Source organism: Microbacterium sp. MMO-113 (genome assembly GCF_037148555.1).
Classification (GTDB): domain Bacteria; phylum Actinomycetota; class Actinomycetes; order Actinomycetales; family Microbacteriaceae; genus Microbacterium.
This window is the reverse complement of the sequence record NZ_JBBCTD010000001.1, coordinates 685,992-706,320: the sequence shown is the minus strand read 5'-3', so window position 1 is coordinate 706,320 and position 20,329 is coordinate 685,992. Positions and strand designations below refer to the sequence as shown.

Genomic DNA, 20,329 nt, shown 5'->3' with positions numbered 1-20,329 from the left:
GCCGTTCAGAGACGGGCAGTGATCGCGGAGCCGATCTCCGCGGTGGTGCGGGCACCGCTGCGAGCGGCGATGTCCGCCTCGACCGCGGCGCTCACACGCGCCGACTCGACCGTCAGGCCGAGGTGGTCGAGCAGCAGCGCGATGGAGAGGATCGCGGCGGTCGGGTCGGCCTTCTGCTGACCCGCGATGTCCGGAGCCGAGCCGTGCACGGGCTCGAACATCGACGGGAAGGCGCCATCGGGGTTGATGTTCCCCGAGGCGGCGAGGCCGATGCCGCCCGTGACGGCGCCGGCGAGGTCGGTGAGGATGTCACCGAAGAGATTGTCCGTCACGATCACGTCGAAGCGCGAGGGATCGGTGACGAGGAAAATGGTGGCGGCGTCGACGTGCAGGTAGTCGACGGCGACGTCGGGGTGCTCGGTAGCGACCTCGTTCACGATGCGCTGCCAGATCGCACCGGCGTGCACGAGCACGTTGGTCTTGTGCACGAGCGTGAGCTTCTGACGGCGGCGCTCGGCAAGCGCGAACGCGTAGCGGACGACCCGCTCGACGCCGAAGGCGGTGTTCACGGAGGTCTCGTTCGCCACCTCGTGCGGCGTCCCCCTACGGATCGCCCCGCCGTTGCCGACGTAGGGACCCTCCGTCCCTTCGCGGACGACGACGAAGTCGATCTCCCCCGGGTCCGACAGCGGACCAGGAGCTCCGGTGAAGAGCTTCGAGGGGCGCAGGTTTACGTAGTGGTCGAGGGTGAACCGGAGCTTCAGCAGCAGTCCGCGCTCGATGTTCGCGTCCTTCAGCCGCGGGTCGCCCGGCGTGCCACCGACCGCGCCGAGGAGGATCGCGTCGTGTGCGGCGATCGCGGCGAGGTCGTCGTCGGTGAGCGTGTCGCCGGTCTCGAGGTACCGGTCGGCACCGAGCGAGAAGCGGGTCTTGTCGAACGTCACGTCGCTGTCGGCGGTGACGGCGTCGAGCACCTTCTCCGCCTCGGCGATGACCTCGGGACCGATGCCGTCACCCGGGATGACGGCCAGCTTCACGACACGCGACATGAGACTCCTTGCGCACTGCACGGGGGTGGACCGACCGCGGCGCGACCGCGGGTCGAACGGGCCGGTCCCCCCAGCGTAGTGGTCAGTGCGTGGGTGCCTTGCGCAGTGTGACGGCCGCGATGACCGCGGCGACGACGACGAGGCCCGCCCCGATGAGCGAGGTGACCGTGACTCCCGAGCCGAACGCGTCGGCCGCCGCCTGCCACAGGGCGTCGCCGAGCGCGGCCGGGAGCTCGTGGGCGGCGGTGTAGGCGCCCGCCAGCGTCTCCTGCGCAGCGCGGGCCACGCCCGCCGGAAGCCCCTCGGGCAGCACCAGCGCGCCGCGGTAGAACGCGGTGATGATGCCGCCCAGGATCGCGGTCCCCAGCACGGCACCGAGCTCGTACGCCGTCTCGGACACCGCACTGGCGGCACCGGCCTTCGCCGCGGGGGCGCTGGACAGGATGAGCTCGTTCGAGATGGTCTCGGCCGCGCCGATGCCGATGCCGAGGACGGCGAAGGCGAGGATCAGCGGAGCCACGCCGTGCTCGTGCGTCGTGAACGCGACGATGAGGTAGCCCGCGACCGAGAACACCAGCGCCGCCGGGATGAGCACGTGCGGCGGCACCCGCCGCGAGATCGGCACCACCGTGAGTCCGGCGACGATCATCGCCGCCATCCCCGGCACGAGAGCGAGGCCCGCGACCATCGGCGAGAGCCCCAGCACGAGCTGGAGGTGTTGCGACACGAAATACAGGAACCCGACGAGGGCCACGACGCTGAGCAGGTTCACCAGGATCGCGCCCGAGAACGAGCCACGGCGGAACAGCGCCATGTCGAGCATCGGGGTGTCGGCGCGGAGCTGACGGCGCACGAACAGCGTCCCCATCACGAGACCGAGCAGCGCCCATCCCCCGGCGTAGAGCGACGGACCGTCGACCGCGAAGGACTTGATCGCGTAGACGACCGGGATCATCGCGGCCATCGAGAGGGCGATGCTGAGCGGGTCGATGCGGCCGGGGTTCGGGTCACGGCTCTCCGGCACGAGCAGCGGTGCGGCGATGAGCAGCGGGATGAGCACCGGCACGGCGATGAGGAACACCGAGCCCCACGCGAAGTGCTCGAGGAGGAAGCCGCCGACGATGGGGCCGAGCGCGGATCCGGCAGAGAACGCGGATGCCCAGACCGCGATGGCCATGCGGCGCTGGTCGCGGTTCTGGAAGATCGACCGCAGCAGCGAGAGCGTCGACGGCATCAGCATGGCGCCGAAGAAGCCGAGCAGGGCGCGGGCGGCGATCAGCAGGCCCGCGGTCGGCGCGAAGGCGGCCAGCGCGGAGACCACGGCGAACCCGGTGGCCCCGATGAGGAGCAGGCGGCGACGCCCAAAACGGTCGCCGAGCGTCCCCATGGTCACCAGGAGTCCGGCGAGCACGAGCGGATAGACGTCGATGATCCAGAGCTGCTCGGCCCCGCTCGGCGCGAGCGAGATCGAGATCTCGGGCAGCGCGAAGCTCAGCACCGTGTTGTCCACCGACACCAGCAGCACCGGGAGCATGAGGACGACGAGCGCCGCCCACCCCCGAGCCCCGACGCGGGGAGCTTCCGTCTCTGTCGTCGGGATCGACGCAGTACGGGTCATGGAACACCTTTCCTTCCTGCGGACCGCTCGTTACTAAACCGTCCGGCTGGTATAGTAACAGATGCCGCCCTCCCGATCCCGTTCAGAGGATGACCGATGCCCCGCCCTCCCCTCGCCCGTGAGAAGGTCCTCGACGCCTTCGAGGCGATCCTGATCGACGAGGGCGAACGCGCCGCGACGCTCGAGGCCACGGCGAAGGCCGCCGGGGTGTCGAAGGGCGGCCTGCTGTACCACTTCCGCTCCAAGGACGATCTGGAGGCCGGGCTCCTGGAGCGTCTCGACCATCTGACCACCCTCGATCTGGAGCGCATGCGCACCGCCGACGAAGGTCCCGTCGCGTACTACGTCCGGACCTCGGTGATGGAGGACGACGCCCTCGATCGGGCGCTCATCGCCACGACCCGGCTGGCCCAGGGCGGCTCGACCGCCGCGTCCGACATGCTCCGCGAGACCCGGCGCCGCTGGGCGGAGACGATCCGCCCACACGTCCGCGACACCGCCAGCCTCGACCTCGTGATGCTCGTGAGCGACGGCCTCTACTTCAACAACTCGCTCGACGTGCACGGTCCGGAGCGCCTGGTCCCGCGCAGCGAAGAGCTCGCGGATCTCATCGCCCTCGTGCTGCGCGCCACCGCCTGACGCCGGATGAGGCCGCAGATACGGAGAAGGGCGGGAGCCTTGCGCTCCCGCCCTTCTCCCTGCTCTGCGGTGTCAGACCTCGGTGATCTCGATCTGACGGAAGAGATCGGCGTCGATGGCGCCCCGCACGTCGTCCAGCAGCTCCTCGGACACGGGCGAGTCGAGCGTCAGCACGCTGAGCGCCTGGTCGCCCGCCGCGAGCCGCGAGATCTGCATGCCGGCGATGTTGATCCCGGCCTCGCCGAACTTCTGCCCGTAGACGGCCACGATGCCGGGGCGGTCGGTGTAGAGCATCACGACGTGGTGCTTCTCGATCGGCAGCTCCAGGGCGTGATCGTTGATGCCGACGAGCTTCTCGGCCTGCTTCGGTCCGGTCAGCGTGCCCGACACCGAGAGCTGCGATCCGTCGGACAGCGCCCCCGTGAGGGTGATGACGTTCCGGTACTCCTCGCTCACATCGTCCTTGAGCAGGCGCACCGCGATGCCGCGCTGCTCCGCCAGGAGGGGCGCGTTCACGTACGACACGGTCTCGCTCACGATGTTCGTGAAGACCCCCTTGAGGGCGGCGAGCTTGAGCACGCTCACGTCGTAGTCGTTGAGCTCGCCGTGCACCTCGACGTCGAGGCTCGTGAGCGGCGACGTGGCCAGCGCGGCGAAGATCTGGCCGAGCTTCTCCACGAGCGAGATGCCGGGACGCACGTACGGGTCGATGACGCCGCCCGCGACGTTGACGGCATCCGGGACGAGGTCGCCGCCGAGCGCGAGCCGCACCGAGCGCGCGACCGAGACGCCGGCCTTCTCCTGCGCCTCTTCCGTGCTCGCACCGAGGTGCGGAGTCACGACGACGTTCGGGAGATCGAGGAGCGCGCGGGCGCTGCCACCCTCGGCCGGGGGCTCCGAGGTGAAGACGTCCAGGCCGGCCCCGGCGATCTCGCCGGCGACGAGCGCCTCGTGCAGCGCCTCCTCGTCGATGAGCCCGCCGCGGGCGACGTTGACGACGAAGGCGGTCGGCTTCATCGCGGCGAACTGCTCGGCGCCGATCATGCCCGTCGTCTCCGGGGTCTTGGGCATGTGGATCGTGAGGAAGTCGGCCTCGGCGACGAGCTCGTCGAGCGAGAGGAGCTGCACGCCGAGCTGTTGGGCGCGCGCCGAGGTGACGTAGGGGTCGTACGCGACGACGCGCATGTCGAAGGCGGCGAGGCGAGCGGCGACGAGAGCGCCGATCCGGCCCAGTCCGACGATGCCGACGGTCTTCTCGAAGAGCTCGGCACCGGTGAAGGAGCTGCGCTTCCACTGGCCGGCGGACAGCGAGGCGTGCGCGGCCGGGATCCGGCGGGCGAGGCTGAGGATGTGGCCGACCGTGAGCTCGGCGGCGGAGACGATGTTCGACGTAGGGGCGTTGACGACCATGACGCCGGCCGCGGTCGCGGCCTTGATGTCGACGTTGTCGAGGCCGACACCGGCCCGCGCGACGACCTTGAGCTTCGGCGCGTGTGACAGCGCCTCCTCGTCGATGCGGGTCGCGGAGCGGATGAGCACCGCGTCCGAGTCCGCGAGGGCGGCGAACAGCGCCTCGCGATCGGTTCCGTCGACGTGGCGGACGTCGAAGTCGGGGCCGAGCGCCTCGATCGTGGCGGGAGAGAGTACTTCGGCGATGAGCACGACAGGCTTCGGCACAGTGGATCCTTCGGGGCAGCGCGACAGGCGGGAGGGGCCGATGCGCCGCACACCGTCGGGGGCGCGATCGCGACAACTCTACCCGAGCACCGGGACCGCTCCGTGCCGTGTGACGGCGTGACGGATCCTGCTCAGGCGCTGGGCAGCGTCAGACTCAGCGCGAGCAGGCTCATCCAGAACACCGCGACGATCCCGAGTCCGGCGATGAACGTCAGGGCGAGCTCACCCACCCGCCGCCGCCGGCCGATCGCGTAGGCGAACCCGAACACGATGACGGGGAACACCACGCCGAACAGGAGCGTCGCCCATCCGGTGCCGGTGAGGCCGGTCTGGGCCATGGTGATGAGGTGCGCGACCGCGTTCCACACCGCGTAGGCGTAGAAGAGGCCGGCGAGGGCGATGACGGTCCACACGAGCCAGCGCGGCGAGCCGGTCGCCACGGCGGACGGTGACTTCGGAGCGGTCATGAGCCGATCACCCCCACGGTCACGAACGGCCACGGCACGAGCAGCACGACGCCCGCCAGGAGCACGGCGGCACGGATCCAGGAGGCCCGGCCCCGCGTCAGCACCCATGTCGCGAGGAACCACAGCGCGGGGGCGGCGATGGCCAGCACGAACCAGGGCAGGAACATGAAATCGGCGACGAGGAACGAGGCGAGCGGCTGCAGCCGGAGACCGCCCGCGATCCACCCCAGGGTGTAGAGCAGGTAGACGCCCCCGACGACCCCGACGAGGACCAGCATCGCGTTGCTGAGACCAGAGGGCGCCGCGGTCGTCTCGTCCACCGACGCGGGTGCGGGCGCCGCAGGCGCGACGGCCTCGACCGGCGTCGGTTCCGGAGCGGGCGTGGAGCGCCGTGCGGCGTCCCGGGGGCGTCGCTCCGCGCTGTCGTCGCCCTCCCAGCTCAGGGCGTCGTCCGAATCGGATGTCATCTCTCCAGCGTAGGACACCGCGGCCACTAGGCTCGGGGATGCCTCGGTGAGGTCGCCGGGCACTTTCGGGGGAAAGGACAACCATGGCCGAGAACGAGCAGACGTCTTCCGCCGCGCCGCGTCGTCCCACGACCGGCGCCACGACCGGCGAACCGCCCGCGGGCTGGACGCCGACCCCGGAGGCCAAGGCCTCCGCGACGCGCTTCCGCATCATCGCCGCGGTCCTCTGGGCGCTCGCGATCGCGGGCGAGGCCGTCGGCATCTTCTGGCTCCTGCGCCAGCGCGAGTTCGTCGACGAGGGCGGCACGCTGCTCCGCGATCCGGACACCGGTCTCCTGGAAGAGCAGGGAGCGACGGCGCAGTTCCCGCAGTGGGCGTTCATCGCCCTGCTCGTCCTGCTGGTCGTGATCGCCGCGCTGTCGATCATCGGCTCGATCCTGTGGAAGAAGGCCAACACCCTCGACCCGGCGCGACGCGCGGACAAGACGCGGTTCTTCGTCCAGAACCAGCTCGGCGCGATCATCGCGGTCGTCGCCTTCCTCCCCCTGGTCATCCTCATCTTCCTGAACAAGGACATGGACAAGGGACAGAAGGCGACCGCCGGCATCGTCGGCATCGTCCTGGCCGTCCTCGCGGCGGTCATCGGGACGAGCTTCGCCCCGCCGTCCGTCGAGCAGTACACCGCGGACCAGTCCGCTGTGATCCAGCTCCTCGGAGCGGACGAGGTCGTGTGGGTCGACGGCGGCAAGGTCTATCACGTCTGCGACGAGGTGCCCGCGATCCAGACCGGCAGCGAGATCCGCACCGGCACCACCTCCGAGGCCATCGAGGCGGGGAAGATCCGGCTCACCCTGCAGTTCGCGTCCGAGCTGCGCACCTGCGGCCTGGCGGTGCCCGAGAACGCCGACGAGATCACCGAAGCCCTCCGCGCGATCCAGGCCGGCCAGGTCGATACCCCTCTGCCCGCTCCGGTCTGGGCCGACACGACGGACGCACCCATCGAGATCCAGGACGCGCCCGCAAACGAAGGCTGACGTCAGGAGGCGCTCAGGGCCTCGACGAGACGGTCCTCCGCCGAGGCGAGGTGTGCACGCAGCACCGCGGCCGCGCGCTCCGCGTCCCCGGCGGCGACGGCCTCGAGCATCTCCGCGTGCTGCGCGGCGATGAGTTCCGCGTCGAGGAGACGCCGTCCCTGCACCTGCGCCATGCACAGCCGCACCTCGTCCAGCACGCTCCGGTACATGCGACTGGTGCGCTCGCTGCCCAACCCGTCGATGAGCGCCGTGTGGAAACGGAGGTCGGGATCGACCGTCGCGGGATCGGGGCCCGGTGCCATCGCCTGCAGCTCGGCGTTCGCCGCTACGGCGGCCGCCGGGACGGCGGCGCTCTCCGCCAACTCGCGCAGCGCCGCGCTCTCCAGCCGGATCCGCGTGCGGTAGACGTCGCGGACGGTCTCCGCCTCGATGCCGACCACGCGCGCCGTGCGGTGCGCCGTCCGCACGAGCAGCCCGCTGGCCACGAGCTGCTCGATGGCCGCTTTGGCGCTGGGTCGGGCGACGCCGTAGGCCTGGGAGACGGCCGCCTCGGTCAACGGCTCCCCCGAGCGGATCTCGCCGGAGAGGATCCGGCTGCGCAGCTGTCCGGTCACGGCGTCGACCACGCCGACCACGCCGAGGGGGCGCTCCGCGATCGAGGTCATGCGGAACAGTCTAGTGAGGCGGCCGTCGTTCAGTACACTTGTCAGACAATCTTCGAGCGGAGCAGAGGAGCACCGTGCCCACCACCCTCGACCACCCCCTCGACCCCGCGCTGCTGGGGACCGAGACGCAGGTCCACGCCCGATCCATCGACCGGTTCGCCCGCGCCCACGACGCCTCGCACTACCTGCTCGTCCCGGACGCGGTGCTGTCGCCCGCGGACGCGGAGGGCGTCGCCCGCGCGTTCTCGGCGGTCCGCGCGGCCGGACGAACGCTCACGTTCCGCTCCGGCGGCACCAGCCTCTCCGGACAGGGCATCAGCGGCGACATCCTCGTCGACACGCGCAGCCACTTCCGCGACATCCACGTCGAGGACGACGGCGCCGCGGTCCGGGTCGGCCCCGGGGCCACCGTCCGGCAGGTGAACACGCGACTGGCCCGGTACCGCCGCAAGCTCGGACCCGATCCGGCCAGCGAGATCGCCTGCACGATCGGCGGCGTCGTCGCGAACAACTCCAGCGGTATGGCCTGCGGCATCACGGAGAACTCGTATCAGACGATCACCTCGATGGTCGTCGTGCTGCCCAGCGGCACCGTCCTGGACACCGGACGCGCGGATGCCGCGGAGGTGCTCCGCGCCGCGGAACCCGCGCTCTTCGCGGGACTGTCGTCGCTCCGGGAGCGGCTGCTCGCCGCGCCCGAGAACGTCACCTTCCTCCGACAGCAGTTCTCGATGAAGAACACCATGGGCTACGGACTGAACGCCCTGCTCGACTTCGACGACCCGGTGCGGATCCTCGAACACCTCCTCATCGGATCGGAAGGGACCCTCGGCTTCGTCGCGGAGGCCCGTTTCCGCACCATCGAGGTGCGCCCCGCGATCGCCACCGGTCTGCTCGTCTTCGAGACGCTGTCGGCGGCGATGGCCGCGCTCCCCTCTCTCACCGAGCTGGGACTCGCGACGATCGAGCTCCTGGACGCCGCCTCACTGCGCGTCGCCCAGGGTCTGAGCGACGTCCCCGCCGCGATCTCGGAGATCGACGTCCAGGGCCACGCCGCCCTCCTCGTCGAGGTGCACGCCGCCGACGACGAGAGCCTCACCGTCGCGAGCGCCACCGCCCAGGCACACTTCGACGCCCTTCCTCTCGCCGTCGCCCCGCGACTGACCACGGACGCGGGAGAGCGCGCCGCGCTGTGGCACGTCCGCAAGGGCCTCTACACGGCGGTCGCCGGAGCGCGGCCGTCCGGCACGACCGCCCTCCTCGAAGACATCGTCGTCCCCGTCCCCCGACTGCTGGCCACCTGCGAACGCCTGATCGAGCTGTTCGCGGAACACGGCTACGAGGGGTCCGTCATCTTCGGGCACGCGAAGGACGGCAACGTCCATTTCCTGCTGAACGAGCGTTTCGACGACCCCGACAGCGTGGCGCGGTACCGCCGCTTCACGGATGACCTCGTCGAGCTCGTCCTCGCGCAGGAGGGATCCCTCAAGGCCGAGCACGGCACCGGCCGCATCATGGCACCGTTCGTCCGGCGGCAGTACGGCGACGAGCTCACCGACATGATGTGGGAGATCAAGCGGCTGTTCGATCCGGACGGCATCCTCAACCCCGGCGTCGTGCTCTCCGACGACCCGGACTCGTATCTGCAGGACCTGAAGCGCGTGCCCACGGTCGAGCGCGAGGTGGACCGCTGCGTCGAGTGCGGCTACTGCGAGCCCACGTGCCCGAGCAAGAGCATCACGCTCACACCGCGGCAGCGCATCGTGCTGCGCCGGGACATGGCCTGGGCCGAGGAGCAGGGCGACACGGCGCTGCTGCGCGACCTGCGCGCGGACTACGACTATGACGGCGTGCAGACCTGCGCGGTCGACGGCATGTGCGGCGTCGCGTGTCCGGTGGACATCAACACCGGCGACCTCGTCCGCCGACTCCGCGCCGAGCAGGAGAACGCCGTGGAGGGGGCCGCGTGGGGAACCGCGGCGAAGCACTGGAGCACCGTCACGCGCGCCGGGGGCGTCGCCCTCACGGTGGCCGACGCCCTCCCCGTCCCGCTCGTGCGCGGCGCGACGCGGATCGGACGGGCGGTGCTCGGCGCCGACACCGTGCCCCTCTACGACGGCGGCCTCCCCCGCGGCGGAACCGCGCCGCCCCAGCCGGTCTCGCCACCCGATGCCCAGGCCGTCTTCTTCGGCGCCTGCATCGGCACGATGTTCGGCCCGGAGGACGAGGGGCCCGGCTCCCGCGACGCCCTGCGCGCGCTGCTTGACCGCGCCGGGATCCCCGTCGTGGTCCCGGAGGAGAACGGCGGGCTCTGCTGCGGGACGCCATGGAAGTCCAAGGGACACCTCGACGGCTATCGCCTCATGTCCGACCGGGTGCTGGCCTCGCTCTGGGACGCCAGCCGCCACGGGGAGCTCCCGGTCGTCTGCGATGCGGCCTCCTGCACCGAGGGCCTCGACGTGATGCTCACCCAGGCCGTCGCCGCGCACCCGGAGTACGCGGGACTGCGCATCGAGGACGCCACCACGTTCGTCGCGCGGGAGGTGCTGCCGCGCCTCTCCGTCGATGCGAAGCTCCCCTCGATCGCCGTGCACCCGACCTGCTCGACGACCGCACTCGGCGCGACCGGGGCACTGACGGCGATCGCTGCCGCCGTCGCCGACGAGGTCTTCGTGCCCGATGGCTGGGGCTGCTGCGCGTTCGCCGGCGACCGCGGCATGCTGCACCCCGAGCTCACCGCGAGCGCGACGGCGCAGGAATCGGCCGAGGTCTCCGCGGCCGATGCGGCCCGCGGCGGCTTCGACGCCTTCGTGTCGGCCAACCGCACGTGCGAGATCGGCATGACCCGCGCCACCGGCCGCCCGTACCGCCACGTGATCGAGGTTCTCGAGGAGCGCACGCGCCCCTAGCTCAGCGACGAAGGCCCCCGTCGGATCACCGACGGGGGCCCTTCTGCGGAGCCGGTGTCAGGCGCCGTGCGCGGTGAGCACGGCGACCGGAGCCTCGCGGAGTCCGGCCGGGATCACGATGCGCGTCGAACCGCCGCCCGCGGACGTCTGGGCCGGAGTCCCGTCCGCCCACGACAGCGCAGCGCCCGCGAGCTCGGACGGCAGCTCGAACTCGCCTGCCGCCGGGTCCAGCGCGTGCACGTGCACGGTCGCCCCGGAGGTGGTGTAGCGACGAGGAGCCCCCGTCCGCTCCCCCATCCGCGTCCAGGGCCGCGTGCCGTAGATCGCCGCGCCGTTCACGGCCAGCCAGCCGCCGAGCTCCTGCATCGCCTTCCGCTGCAGCGCCGGAATGGACCCGTCCGCCGCGGGGCCCACGTTGATGAGCAGGTTGCCGTTCTTCGCGACGACGTCGACGAGGAGCCGGATCAGGGCCGCCCCGGAGAGCGAGTGCCGCTCGTCCTCCGCCTGGTTGAACCCGAACGAGTAGCCGAGCCCGCGGGTCGACTCCCACGGCTCGGGGATGATGTCCGGGATGTCCGTGTATTCGCGGGTGAGGAAGCCGTGGTACGGCACGCCCCACCGGTCGTTGACGACGCCGTCCGGAACGGCGTCGAAGTAACGCCGCAGCAGTGCGGCCACGGCGTAGTCCTCCGTGCCCTTGCCGCCGTCCGGCCACTCGATGTCGTTCCAGAGCACGTCGGGCGCGAAGCGCTCCACGAGCTCCTCGAGCTGTGCAGCGGCGTACCGGGAGAAGTGGGCGTCGTTGCGACGGAACCGGAACAGGTCGGTGTCCGACTCGATCGGCGGGAAGTCGCTCACGTGCCAGTCGAGCGCTCCGGAGTAGTACACGCCGAACTTGGCTCCGGCCCGCCGCGTGGCGTCGTGGAACTCGGAGATGAGGTCGCGGCGAGGGCCGCGCGCGACGGCATTGAACCCCGTCGTGGCGGTGTCCCACAGACAGAAGCCCTCGTGGTGCTTGGTCGTGGGCACGACGTAACGCGCCCCCGCCGACACGAGCTCACCGACGAAGGCGTCGGCATCGAAGGCGTCGGCGTCCCATCGGTCGGCGAGGTCCTCGTACGAGGTCCCGGGGCCGTAGGTGCGCTGGTGGCGCTCCCACGTCGGGCTGCCCGGGATGCGCACCGTGTTGCCGTACCACTCCGCGTACTGGTGCCACGCATAGGCGTCCTCGGTGGGGATGTTCACGCCCTCCCCGTGCTGCACGGCCCACGCCGGCACGGAGTACAGGCCCCAGTGCACGAAGAAGCCGAGCTTGGCGTCGCGATACCAGTCCGGCACGCCGTTCGCGGGGTAGACCGGGGCCGCCGCACCGAAGTCGGGGCCGGTGCGCTTCTCGAAGTTCATCATGATGCCGTGTCCTCCTCGTCGGCGCCGCGGCGCACGACCACCGCGGTCAGATCGGGGTCGCCTGTCGTGTCGAACGGGAACACCCCGGGGCGCAGGCGATGGTGTCCGAGACGGAGCAGGTCCTGGTCCACCCCGCCCGGGGTGAGCGCGAGCGTCCATCCCGCCGCCAGCTCGTACAGCTCCGGCTCCAGGTAGCCGATCTTCACGACCACGACGTCGGCCGTCGTCGGCTCGAGCCCCAGCATCCGGAAGTCGGAGAGATGGTGGAAGGGCTTGCGGCGCGCGGTCACGATGGCGTGCAGCCCGCCGACAGCGATCACCACCTGGGTGCCGGCGTCCGGGTCGCCGTCGGTGACCGAGAACACCGTGCCGGTGATGTCGACCGGTCCGTGCGGCCCGGCATCGACCGCGGCACCGGCGGACAGCGTGACCGTTGCACCGACGCCCGCCTCCACGGCTTCGGCGACAGCCCGCGGATCGAAGATCGAGGCGACCAGCGTCGTGTGCGTCCCGTCGGTGAGCTCGGGTCGCCGGAGCAGCTGGGCGAGGGTCCAGGTCACATCCCCCGCTCCCCCGGCCGTCGGGTTGTCCCCGGAGTCGGAGATCACGTACGGACGCGGGGCTCCGGACGCCAGGGCCTCCTCCAGCGCCTCGTCGAGGCTTCCGGTCTTCGCGACGAACACGAAGTCCTCCCGCGCCTCCCAGAACATCCGGGCCACGCGCTCCGCCTCCCGGGCGATGACCTCCCGGTCGTCCCCGGTGACCACGACGTAGGCCTGGCAGCGCGGCTCGTCCGCCCACGCGTAGCCGATCCACACCGAGGCGTCGACGACACCGGGCAAGGCCTCGATCTCGGGGAGCTCGGCATAGATGCTCTGCGCGGGCTCCAGCCGCGTACTCGTCTTCTCCCCCGGCAGGAGCACCGGAACGGGCACCCAGGCGGTGAAGGGCCGCCGCGCCTGCACGTCGCCGCCGTGCGGGCCACGGAGACGGTCGAGCAGGTTCCACACCGCCCGCTCCTTCGTGTTCAGCCAGTCCTCGTGCGGGGCCATGCGGTAGCAGGTGAGCAGATCCACCGCGTCACGCAGGGTCTCCGAGACGTTCCCGTGCAGATCCATCGACGTGGAGACGAGGGTGCCCGGACCGAGCGCCTCCCGCACCGCGAGAGCCAGATCGCCCTCGGCATCCTCCATCCCGACGACGCTCATCGCGCCGTGGATGTCGAAGAAGAAGCCGTCGAACGGCCCCTGTGTGCGGATCCCCTCGACGAGCGCGTCCTTCATCCGACGATAGGTGTCCGGATCCACGGCGCCGCCGGGCAGCGACCGGCCGTGGGTGAGCGGGACCCACTCCGCGGCCTCGGCGAGCTCACGCCCGGCATCGAGGAACGGGTAGTACGCCCGCAGGGCATCGCCGGTCCGGATCGTGAAGGCCTCGTCCCCCGAGATGTGCGGGGAGAAGGTGCTCGACTCGATGGAGATGCCGCCGATGCCGATCCGGGGTCGCGCGAGCCCGCCCTCGGCGAGCGGCGGCAGCGGCCCCATCCAGATCTCGTGGGCTTCGGGACGTGCGGTCACGGTGCTGTTCTCCTCTGCGGTCGCAGTCGTGGTCAGGAAACGGGGGCGAGGGCGCGCCGGGCGCTCTCGATGGCACCGAGCGCGACGGCGTCGGCGCCGAGGACGGCGGGGACGATGCGCAGCGCGATGCCGGACACCGGGGCGTCGGTGCGCAGGGTCTGCTCGATCGACGGCGACAGGAGGTCCCAGGCCGCCGTGACCCCGCCGCCGACGATGGCGGTCGGCAGGTCGAGGAGCGTCGCGGCGCTCGCGCAGGCGAGGGCGAGCGCGCGCCCGGCGTCGTGGAACACCGCGCGGGCGTCGGCGTCGCCGGCCCTGGCGGCCTCCGCGACCTCCCTGGCATCGTCCACCGGACGCCCGGTGCGCTCCTCGAACCGCCGGGCGATCGACGTTCCGGAGGCCAGGGTCTCCAGGTGACCGGTCTGCCCGCAGGTGCAGACGAGGTCGCTGTACCCGGGCGTATGCCCGATCTCCCCGGCCGCGCCGTGCGGGCCGTGGTGCAGCTCCCCGCCGATGACCAGCGCGCCGCCGACGCCCGTGCCGAGCATCACGCCGAGCACATCGGGCACGCTCGGACCCGCCGCGGCGGCTTCTCCGAGGAGGAAGGCGTTCACGTCGTTCTCCACCCGCACCGGGACGCCGAGGCGCTGCGCCAGCTCCGGGCCGAGCGGGAAACCCGCCCAGTCCGCGAACAGGGCGGACGCGGCGCGGATGGTGCCGCTCTCGTGGTCGATGACCCCCGCGGCACCCACCCCCACCGCGGCGACCGCGACACCGGCCTCGGTCGCCAGCCGCGCGACGAGACCGGCCGCCGCATCCGCCATCGCCGAGCCGCCGACGCTCGCGGGCGCCGGCACGCTTCCGCGTGCGAGGACGACTCCGAAGGCATCCACGACGAGGGCCGCGATCTTCGTGCCCCCGATGTCCACCCCCGCCAACGCCAGGTCGGACCCGAGGCCCGTGGTCGTTCGTCGAGGGTCGTCCGTCTGCTGCCCGACCGCGCTCATCGTCCGCCCAGCCCGGCCATCGCGATGCCCTTGACCAGATGCTTCTGCAGCACGATCACGAGCAGAGTGGTGGGGATCATCGAGATGATCGCGGCGGCCATCTGCAGGTCCCAGCGGGTGCCGGTGAGGCCGGCGAAGCTCGCCAGGCCGACGGGCAGCGTGCCGTGCGCGTTGTAGTCGACCGTGACGATGAGGGGCCAGAGGTAGCTGTTCCAGAAGGACAGGAACGTGAAGACCGCGAGCACCGCGACCGCGGACTTCGACAGCGGCAGGATGATCTGCAGGAACGACCGGACGGGGCCGGCGCCGTCGACGCGGGCCGCCTCCTCCAGCTCGTACGGGATGCCGCGGAAGAACTGCCGCATCAGGAACGTGCCGAAGGCGCCGAACGCGAAGGGCAGGATGAGCGCCTGATAGGTGTCGACCCAGTTGAACCACTGCATGACCTGGAACATGGGGATGACGAGCACCTCGGCGGGCACCATCAGCGTGGCGAGGAAGAGGACGAACACCGCGTCCCTGCCCTTCCACCGCAGGCGCCCGAACGCGTATCCGGCCGTGGTGGACACCACGAGCACGACCAGGGTGCCACCGATCGCCACGATGAACGAGTTCATGATGTACGTCAGGAACGGTCCGTAGGCGAAGACGTCGACGAAGTTGCTCCAGCGGATCTCGGAGCCCACCAGGGTCGGCGGCATCGAGAACATCTCGGAGTTCGGCTTGAGGGCCGAGAAGAACGCGTAGACGAGCGGCGCGATGAAGATGAGCGCCGCGACGTAGATGGTGACGTGCGCGAGGATCAGCCGGGCACGCGCGCCGGGCGTGGTCGCCGCGCCGCGGGCCCGCTCCCGCTCGCGCTGACGCCGCGGGGCGGTGCCGGTGGGCCGGACGAGGGTCTCAGTGCTCATAGTGCACCCACTTCTTCTGTGCGGCGAACTGGATGCCCGTGATCGCGATGATGATCGCGAAGAGGATCCATGCGGCGGCGGCGGCGAGCCCGAGGTCGCCGAAGGTGAAGCCCTGCTCCCAGATGTACATCACGAGCGGCTTGGTGGCGTTGCCGGGGCCGCCTCCGGTGAGCATCTGCGGCTGGACGAAGACCTGGAGCGAGGTGATCATCGTCATGATCGTCGCGAAGAAGATCGACGGCGAGATCATCGGGATGATGATGCTCCAGACCCGCCGGAACCCCTGCGCACCGTCGATGCTGGCGGCCTCCAGCACGCTCTCCGGGAGCTGCTCGAGGGCCGCGGAGAAGATCAGCATGTTGTAGCCGAGACCCTGCCAGACGCTCATGACGACGACCATGATCATCGCCCAGTTGGGGTCGGCGAGGAAGTTCGGCAGCTCGATGCCGAACCAGGTGACCGAGAGGCCGTTGAAGAGCCCCTGCGGCTGCAGCATCATCTTCCACACCAGGACGTTCGCGACCATCGGGGTCACGACGGGGATGAAGAAGAGGACGCGCAGGGCACCGCGGCCGCGGATGCGGGGGCCGAGGCCGAGGGCGAGCACGAGCGAGAGAGCGACGCTCAACGGCACGTACAGCAGCGTGTACACGGCCGAGTTCCGCAGCGCGGGCCAGAAGTCCGGGCTGCTGGTGAACAGCTTGACGTAGTTGTCCACCCCGTTGAAGGTGCGTTCGCCGAAGGTCGGCCAGTCGAACACGCTCATCACGATCGACAGCCCCACGGGCACGATCGTGAACAGGGCGAGGCCCACCAGGGCCGGGCTTGCGAAACCCAGCGCCTGGCGGCCCTCGACCTTGGCGAGCGATCCTCGACGTCTCGTCGTGATCGTCATCTCGTTGTCTTTCTCTGTTACTGCTGTGCGGGCCGGATCCGGCTTACTCGCCGAACTGCGCCTGGGCGTTCGACAGCAGCTCCTCCATCGTCATCTGGCCGTTGTAGACGCTGACGAGGTTGGGCTGGATGTAGCTGTCGAGCTTCTGCCAGTTCTTGGTCATGTAGAGCGGCACCGTGTCGCCGAACGCGGCCTCGAACACCGTCTGGACCTGGTCCCGGTACTGCTCGTCGATCGACTCGAAGTACAGCGGCTGCGACGAGATGCGGGCAGGGTACGAGCGGCCGGACGAGGCGATGTAGTCCTGTGCGTCCTCGCCGACCAGGGAGCCGAGCACCTTCAGCGCGGCCTCCGGGTTCTTGCAGTTCTCCGCGATGCCGTAGCCGGAGCCGAGGATCGGACCGGGGTTGCCGTCCACGCCGGCGGGCAGCGGCACCATGCCGGCAGCGAAGCCGGACTCGTTGTTGAGGTAGCTGACCGCGTTCCAGGTGCCGTCGATGGCCATGGCCGCGTTGCCGCCCGTGTACTGGTTCTCGCCCCAGCCCGTGTCGGAAGCGGAGGCGACCGGAGCCGCGACCTTCTTCTCCGTGACGAGTCCCGCGTACCAGGAGGCCGCGTCGACGAAGTCCTCATCGTCGATGTGCAGCGTGCCGTCCTCGGAGGCGGGCTGCGTGGCGGAGTAGGCGATCGGCATCGACATCCACTGGTAGCCGCCCATGCCCATGCCGAAGCCGTACTTGCCGTCCTTGGTGGCGTCGGCCGCGATCGTGGCGAAGTCGTCGAACGTCCAGCCGATCTCCGGAGTCGCGGCGCCGGCGGCCGTCAGCATGTCCTGGTTGTAGTAGACGAGCATGGTGGCGACGTCGAACGGCACGCCGTAGACCTTGCCCTCGAAGCTGAGGATGCCGTCGGCGCTCGGGTTGAACTCCGACCAGTCGATGCCCGCGGTCTCGAGGTCCTCGTCGCTGAGCTGACGGAAGCCCGCCGTGTAGCCGCCGAGCTGCGCACCGCTCATGCCGGTGATGCAGGCCATGTTGCCGCTGGCCATGTTGGTGGTGAGCTTCGTGAAGAAGTCGCTCCACGGCGAGGTCTGCAGCTTGATCTTGATGTCCGGGTTCTGCTTCTGCGCGAACTCGATCTGCGCCTCCAGCGCGTCGACGTCCGACTCGCTGCCGGCCCACATGTCCACGACGATGGTGTCGCCGTCGGCCGAGCCTCCGGATCCCCCGCTGCTCGCACAACCGGTCATCGCCACGGCCACGCCCGCGACAGCGGCGACAGCCCCCACACGCAACTTCTTCATTGAATGCCTCCTGAGAAGGGAACGGTTATTTCGAGACTCGAACTAACCAATTAGGATTTCGTATGAAGTTACGCTGTCATAGTTCGCAAGGTGCCGCAAGCTGAACATCCGATGTTTATAGGGTGGTGATAATTCGTCACTCCCCCGAAACATGCGACACCCCCGCTACGCTGACGATGCTCCGAGACGAAGGGCCTCCATGACGAACCCCGCCGACACCCCCGTCGACGATCCGCACACCCGGCGCATCCTCGACTTCGTCGCGCGCGGGCAGGCCCGCTCCCGCTCGGAGCTCGCCTCCGCTCTCGGCGTGGCCGCCTCCACCGTCGGCCTACGCGTGCAGGCGCTTCTCGATGCCGGCGTGTTGGAGGAGGCCGGGGCCGGCACCTCCCGCGGCGGACGACGGCCGCGCGTGCTCCGGATCGCCGGCGACGGGATCGTGCTGTCCGCCGATCTCGGCGGGCGCCATGCCCGCATCGGGCGGCACGACCTCAGCGGCGGCCTGCTCCACTCGGAGACCATCGCGATCGATGTCGCGGACGGCCCGGAGGCCACGCTGGAGAGAGTGTCGGAGGTGTTCGAGCGCCTGCTCGCCGAGACGCGGGTCCACGCGATCGGCGTGAGCCTGCCCGGCCCCGTCGACGTCGCCACCGGTGCAGTGGACCAGCCATCGCGGATGCCGGGGTGGCCCGGATTCCGCGTCGGCGAGCACCTCGCGGAGCGCCACGGCGTCCCCGTCGTCGTCGACAACGACGCCAATCTCGCCGCCCTCGGCGAACACCGTCGCCAGCTCGGGCACACCCAGCACAGCATCACCGTCAAGGCGGGCACGGCGATCGGCAGCGGGATCATCGTGGACGGGCACATCCATCGGGGAGCGACCGCCGCAGCCGGCGACATCACGCACACCCGCATCGACGGCAGCGGGGACATCCCCTGCTCCTGCGGCAACACCGGCTGCCTGGAGACCGTGGCCAGCGGCGCGAGCCTCGTCCGCCAGATGAGCGAGCGCGGCAACACCGAGGTCCGCACCACGGCCGACGTGCTGACACTGGCACGGGACGCCGACCCGCTGGCGACGACGCTCGTCCGCACCGCCGGGACCCACCTGGGTCAGGCGCTCTCCGGGGTCGTGAACTTCTTCAACCCGCACGCCCTCTTCCTCACCGGGAGCATGAGCGCCTCCGAGCCGTTCATCGCCGCGGTGCGCAGCCGGGTCTACGAGGCCTGCCACCCGCTCGCGACCCAGCGCCTGCGGATCGAGGCCGCGGCCACCGGCGCGGACGCGATCCTGCACGGCGCCGCGCGCCTCGCGCTGGAGGGCATGGAGATCCCGGTGGCGACGGCCTGAGCCGTCGCCACCGACGGCCTCACTCCCCCGTCAGCCGCAGCTCGATGACCGGCATCAGCACGTCGGGACGCCGTACCGGGAGGTGCACCGTGAGCGTCCCCTCGGCCTCGCCCGCCGGAGTCATCAGGTCGGCCTGCTGGTCCGGGTCGCTGACGCTCGTACGCAGCCAGGACCCGTCGTTCAGCAGGCGCGCATACGAGACCTTGCCCGCAAGACCGGGCAGATGCACGAAGCCCAGCGGCCAGCTGAACAGGCTCAGGTAGAGCCGGTCGCCGCGGAGCGTGTACACGCCCTCTCGGGGCGGCGTGAACGGCGCATGACCGGCCCCGATCACGGCGCGGTCGTGGAGCCGCATCCACTCCCCGATCTCGGCGAGGGTCGCCGCGTCCCGGGGCGAGATTGCCCCGCGCCCGTCCGGACCGATGTTGAGCAGCATGTTGCCGCCCATCGACACCGAGTCGACGAGCATCTGCACGAGCAGCACCGGCGACTTCTGGTCGGTGTTGTCCCGATGATAGCCCCAGGAGCCGTTGAGCGTCTGGCACGCCTCCCACACGAGGGGCACGCCGTCGCGGACGATCGGAGCCGTCGGCTGGTACTGCTCGGGAGTCACGAAGTCCGCGGGGATGCCGAGACGGTCGTTGACGAGCATCTCCGGCTGCAGCTCCCGGCACAGCGCGAGCAGCGCCTCGGCATCCCAATCCTGCGGCCCCTTCCCCTCCCAGCCGTCCTTGGACTCCGGGTAGGTGAAGTCGAAGAACAGGTAGTCGATGTCGCCGTACCCGGTGAGCAGCTCGCGGACCTGACCGTGCAAGTACTCGCGGTAGCGGGCCATGTCGCGCCCCTCGTTCAGGGCGTGCGCGTTTTCGTCGTCGCGTCGGGGATGGTTCCAGTCCACCGTGAAATCGGGGTGATGCCAGTCGATGACCGAGTGGTAGAGGCCGACGCGGATCCCCTCGGCACGGAGGGCGTCGACGTACTCGCGCACGAGGTCCCGTCCGACCGCCGTGACGGAGGTGAAGTCGGTCAGCTTCGAGTCCCAGAGGCAGAAGCCGTCGTGGTGCTTCGTCGTGAGCACGACGTAGCCCATCCCCGTCTCCTTGGCTGTCCTCGCCAGGGCCGCGGCGTCGAAGAGGTCGGGATCGAAGTTGTCGAAGTAGGGGCGGTACTCCTCGTCGGTGAGGCGTTCGTAGTTCTGCACCCACTCGTGCCGCGCGGCCCCGCTGTAGAGGCCGAAGTGGACGAACATGCCGAAGCGGGCGTCATCAAACCATTCCTGTCGCATGCGTCCATCCTGGCACAGACATCCGATGTCTGCGTCGGTGAATGGCACGCGAAACGCCGAACGGGCGT

General features: G+C 70.4%; 17 protein-coding genes. 4 read left to right on the top strand and 13 right to left on the bottom strand.

Annotation, left to right across the window (positions count from 1 at the left end):
- Positions 1-5: 5 nt before the first annotated feature.
- Positions 6-1,049, bottom strand: coding sequence for a 3-isopropylmalate dehydrogenase (locus WFJ36_RS03310; protein WP_336642633.1), 1,044 nt, complete (start codon positions 1,047-1,049; stop codon positions 6-8).
- Between the two features lie 82 nt (positions 1,050-1,131).
- Positions 1,132-2,667, bottom strand: coding sequence for an MFS transporter (locus tag WFJ36_RS03305; RefSeq protein ID WP_071328474.1), 1,536 nt, complete (start codon positions 2,665-2,667; stop codon positions 1,132-1,134).
- A gap of 96 nt (positions 2,668-2,763) precedes the next feature.
- On the opposite strand from WFJ36_RS03305, the gene WFJ36_RS03300 reads away from it, so the two are divergent.
- A complete protein-coding gene (locus WFJ36_RS03300) occupies positions 2,764-3,306 on the top strand; it encodes a TetR/AcrR family transcriptional regulator (RefSeq protein WP_336642632.1) in 543 nt (180 codons plus the stop codon).
- A 72-nt stretch (positions 3,307-3,378) separates the two neighbouring features.
- On the opposite strand, the gene serA is transcribed toward WFJ36_RS03300, so the two are convergent.
- The 3 genes from serA to WFJ36_RS03285 all read right to left on the bottom strand — a co-directional run bounded on the left by serA (position 3,379) and on the right by WFJ36_RS03285 (position 5,917).
- Positions 3,379-4,983 (bottom strand): phosphoglycerate dehydrogenase, encoded by a 1,605-nt coding sequence (serA, locus tag WFJ36_RS03295; RefSeq protein ID WP_071328472.1) that lies wholly within the window; start codon positions 4,981-4,983, stop codon positions 3,379-3,381.
- 131 nt (positions 4,984-5,114) lie between these two features.
- Complete coding sequence (locus WFJ36_RS03290; protein WP_292790937.1) at positions 5,115-5,450, bottom strand: hypothetical protein; 336 nt, start codon at positions 5,448-5,450, stop codon at positions 5,115-5,117.
- Positions 5,447-5,917, bottom strand: a complete 471-nt coding sequence (locus WFJ36_RS03285; RefSeq protein ID WP_071328470.1) for a hypothetical protein — start codon at positions 5,915-5,917, stop codon at positions 5,447-5,449. The genes WFJ36_RS03290 and WFJ36_RS03285 overlap by 4 nt, the downstream gene beginning before the upstream one ends.
- A gap of 83 nt (positions 5,918-6,000) precedes the next feature.
- On the opposite strand from WFJ36_RS03285, the gene WFJ36_RS03280 reads away from it, so the two are divergent.
- Positions 6,001-6,951 carry a hypothetical protein gene (locus WFJ36_RS03280; RefSeq protein WP_071328469.1) on the top strand — a complete coding sequence of 317 codons (951 nt, stop codon included), beginning with the start codon at positions 6,001-6,003 and terminating at the stop codon, positions 6,949-6,951.
- 2 nt (positions 6,952-6,953) lie between these two features.
- Here the strand turns inward: WFJ36_RS03280 and WFJ36_RS03275 are convergent, their stop codons facing one another.
- Positions 6,954-7,616 carry a GntR family transcriptional regulator gene (locus tag WFJ36_RS03275; protein WP_071328468.1) on the bottom strand — a complete coding sequence of 221 codons (663 nt, stop codon included), beginning with the start codon at positions 7,614-7,616 and terminating at the stop codon, positions 6,954-6,956.
- Between the two features lie 74 nt (positions 7,617-7,690).
- Here WFJ36_RS03275 and WFJ36_RS03270 point away from each other — a divergent pair, with 74 nt between their 5' ends.
- A complete protein-coding gene (locus WFJ36_RS03270; protein WP_336642631.1) occupies positions 7,691-10,525 on the top strand; it encodes an FAD-binding and (Fe-S)-binding domain-containing protein in 2,835 nt (944 codons plus the stop codon).
- Positions 10,526-10,582: 57 nt separating this feature from the next.
- Here the strand turns inward: WFJ36_RS03270 and WFJ36_RS03265 are convergent, their stop codons facing one another.
- The 6 genes from WFJ36_RS03265 to WFJ36_RS03240 form a co-directional block, all read right to left on the bottom strand.
- Positions 10,583-11,932, bottom strand: a complete 1,350-nt coding sequence (locus WFJ36_RS03265; RefSeq protein ID WP_071328466.1) for an alpha-L-fucosidase — start codon at positions 11,930-11,932, stop codon at positions 10,583-10,585.
- Positions 11,929-13,476, bottom strand: coding sequence for a M81 family metallopeptidase (locus WFJ36_RS03260; RefSeq protein ID WP_336642964.1), 1,548 nt, complete (start codon positions 13,474-13,476; stop codon positions 11,929-11,931). Before WFJ36_RS03260 ends, WFJ36_RS03265 begins: the two co-directional genes overlap by 4 nt.
- Positions 13,477-13,541: 65 nt before the next feature.
- On the bottom strand, positions 13,542-14,516 hold the full coding sequence (locus WFJ36_RS03255) for an ROK family protein (RefSeq protein ID WP_336642630.1): 975 nt from the start codon (positions 14,514-14,516) through the stop codon (positions 13,542-13,544).
- Entirely contained in the window at positions 14,513-15,427 is a 915-nt protein-coding gene (locus tag WFJ36_RS03250) for a carbohydrate ABC transporter permease (RefSeq protein WP_025103274.1), read from the bottom strand. Before WFJ36_RS03250 ends, WFJ36_RS03255 begins: the two co-directional genes overlap by 4 nt.
- Positions 15,417-16,322 (bottom strand): carbohydrate ABC transporter permease, encoded by a 906-nt coding sequence (locus WFJ36_RS03245; protein WP_025103273.1) that lies wholly within the window; start codon positions 16,320-16,322, stop codon positions 15,417-15,419. Before WFJ36_RS03245 ends, WFJ36_RS03250 begins: the two co-directional genes overlap by 11 nt.
- 43 nt (positions 16,323-16,365) lie before the next feature.
- Complete coding sequence (locus WFJ36_RS03240; RefSeq protein ID WP_336642629.1) at positions 16,366-17,625, bottom strand: ABC transporter substrate-binding protein; 1,260 nt, start codon at positions 17,623-17,625, stop codon at positions 16,366-16,368.
- A 199-nt stretch (positions 17,626-17,824) separates the two neighbouring features.
- Between WFJ36_RS03240 and WFJ36_RS03235 the strand changes: the two genes are divergently transcribed.
- Complete coding sequence (locus WFJ36_RS03235; RefSeq protein WP_292790914.1) at positions 17,825-18,976, top strand: ROK family transcriptional regulator; 1,152 nt, start codon at positions 17,825-17,827, stop codon at positions 18,974-18,976.
- A 19-nt stretch (positions 18,977-18,995) separates the two neighbouring features.
- Here the strand turns inward: WFJ36_RS03235 and WFJ36_RS03230 are convergent, their stop codons facing one another.
- Positions 18,996-20,261: an alpha-L-fucosidase gene (locus tag WFJ36_RS03230; RefSeq protein ID WP_336642628.1), complete on the bottom strand. Its 1,266-nt coding sequence runs from the start codon at positions 20,259-20,261 to the stop codon at positions 18,996-18,998.
- Positions 20,262-20,329 lie beyond the last annotated feature (68 nt).

Coding starts and splice junctions, on each gene's coding strand:
- WFJ36_RS03310 (WP_336642633.1), bottom strand. CDS start 1,049: ATGTCGCGTGTCGTGAAGCTGGCCGTCATCCCGGGTGACGGCATCGGT.
- WFJ36_RS03305 (WP_071328474.1), bottom strand. CDS start 2,667: ATGACCCGTACTGCGTCGATCCCGACGACAGAGACGGAAGCTCCCCGC.
- WFJ36_RS03300 (WP_336642632.1), top strand. CDS start 2,764: ATGCCCCGCCCTCCCCTCGCCCGTGAGAAGGTCCTCGACGCCTTCGAG.
- WFJ36_RS03290 (WP_292790937.1), bottom strand. CDS start 5,450: ATGACCGCTCCGAAGTCACCGTCCGCCGTGGCGACCGGCTCGCCGCGC.
- WFJ36_RS03285 (WP_071328470.1), bottom strand. CDS start 5,917: ATGACATCCGATTCGGACGACGCCCTGAGCTGGGAGGGCGACGACAGC.
- WFJ36_RS03280 (WP_071328469.1), top strand. CDS start 6,001: ATGGCCGAGAACGAGCAGACGTCTTCCGCCGCGCCGCGTCGTCCCACG.
- WFJ36_RS03275 (WP_071328468.1), bottom strand. CDS start 7,616: ATGACCTCGATCGCGGAGCGCCCCCTCGGCGTGGTCGGCGTGGTCGAC.
- WFJ36_RS03265 (WP_071328466.1), bottom strand. CDS start 11,932: ATGATGAACTTCGAGAAGCGCACCGGCCCCGACTTCGGTGCGGCGGCC.
- WFJ36_RS03260 (WP_336642964.1), bottom strand. CDS start 13,476: ATGGGGCCGCTGCCGCCGCTCGCCGAGGGCGGGCTCGCGCGACCCCGG.
- WFJ36_RS03255 (WP_336642630.1), bottom strand. CDS start 14,516: ATGAGCGCGGTCGGGCAGCAGACGGACGACCCTCGACGAACGACCACG.
- WFJ36_RS03250 (WP_025103274.1), bottom strand. CDS start 15,427: ATGAGCACTGAGACCCTCGTCCGGCCCACCGGCACCGCCCCGCGGCGT.
- WFJ36_RS03245 (WP_025103273.1), bottom strand. CDS start 16,322: ATGACGATCACGACGAGACGTCGAGGATCGCTCGCCAAGGTCGAGGGC.
- WFJ36_RS03240 (WP_336642629.1), bottom strand. CDS start 17,625: ATGAAGAAGTTGCGTGTGGGGGCTGTCGCCGCTGTCGCGGGCGTGGCC.
- WFJ36_RS03235 (WP_292790914.1), top strand. CDS start 17,825: ATGACGAACCCCGCCGACACCCCCGTCGACGATCCGCACACCCGGCGC.
- WFJ36_RS03230 (WP_336642628.1), bottom strand. CDS start 20,261: ATGCGACAGGAATGGTTTGATGACGCCCGCTTCGGCATGTTCGTCCAC.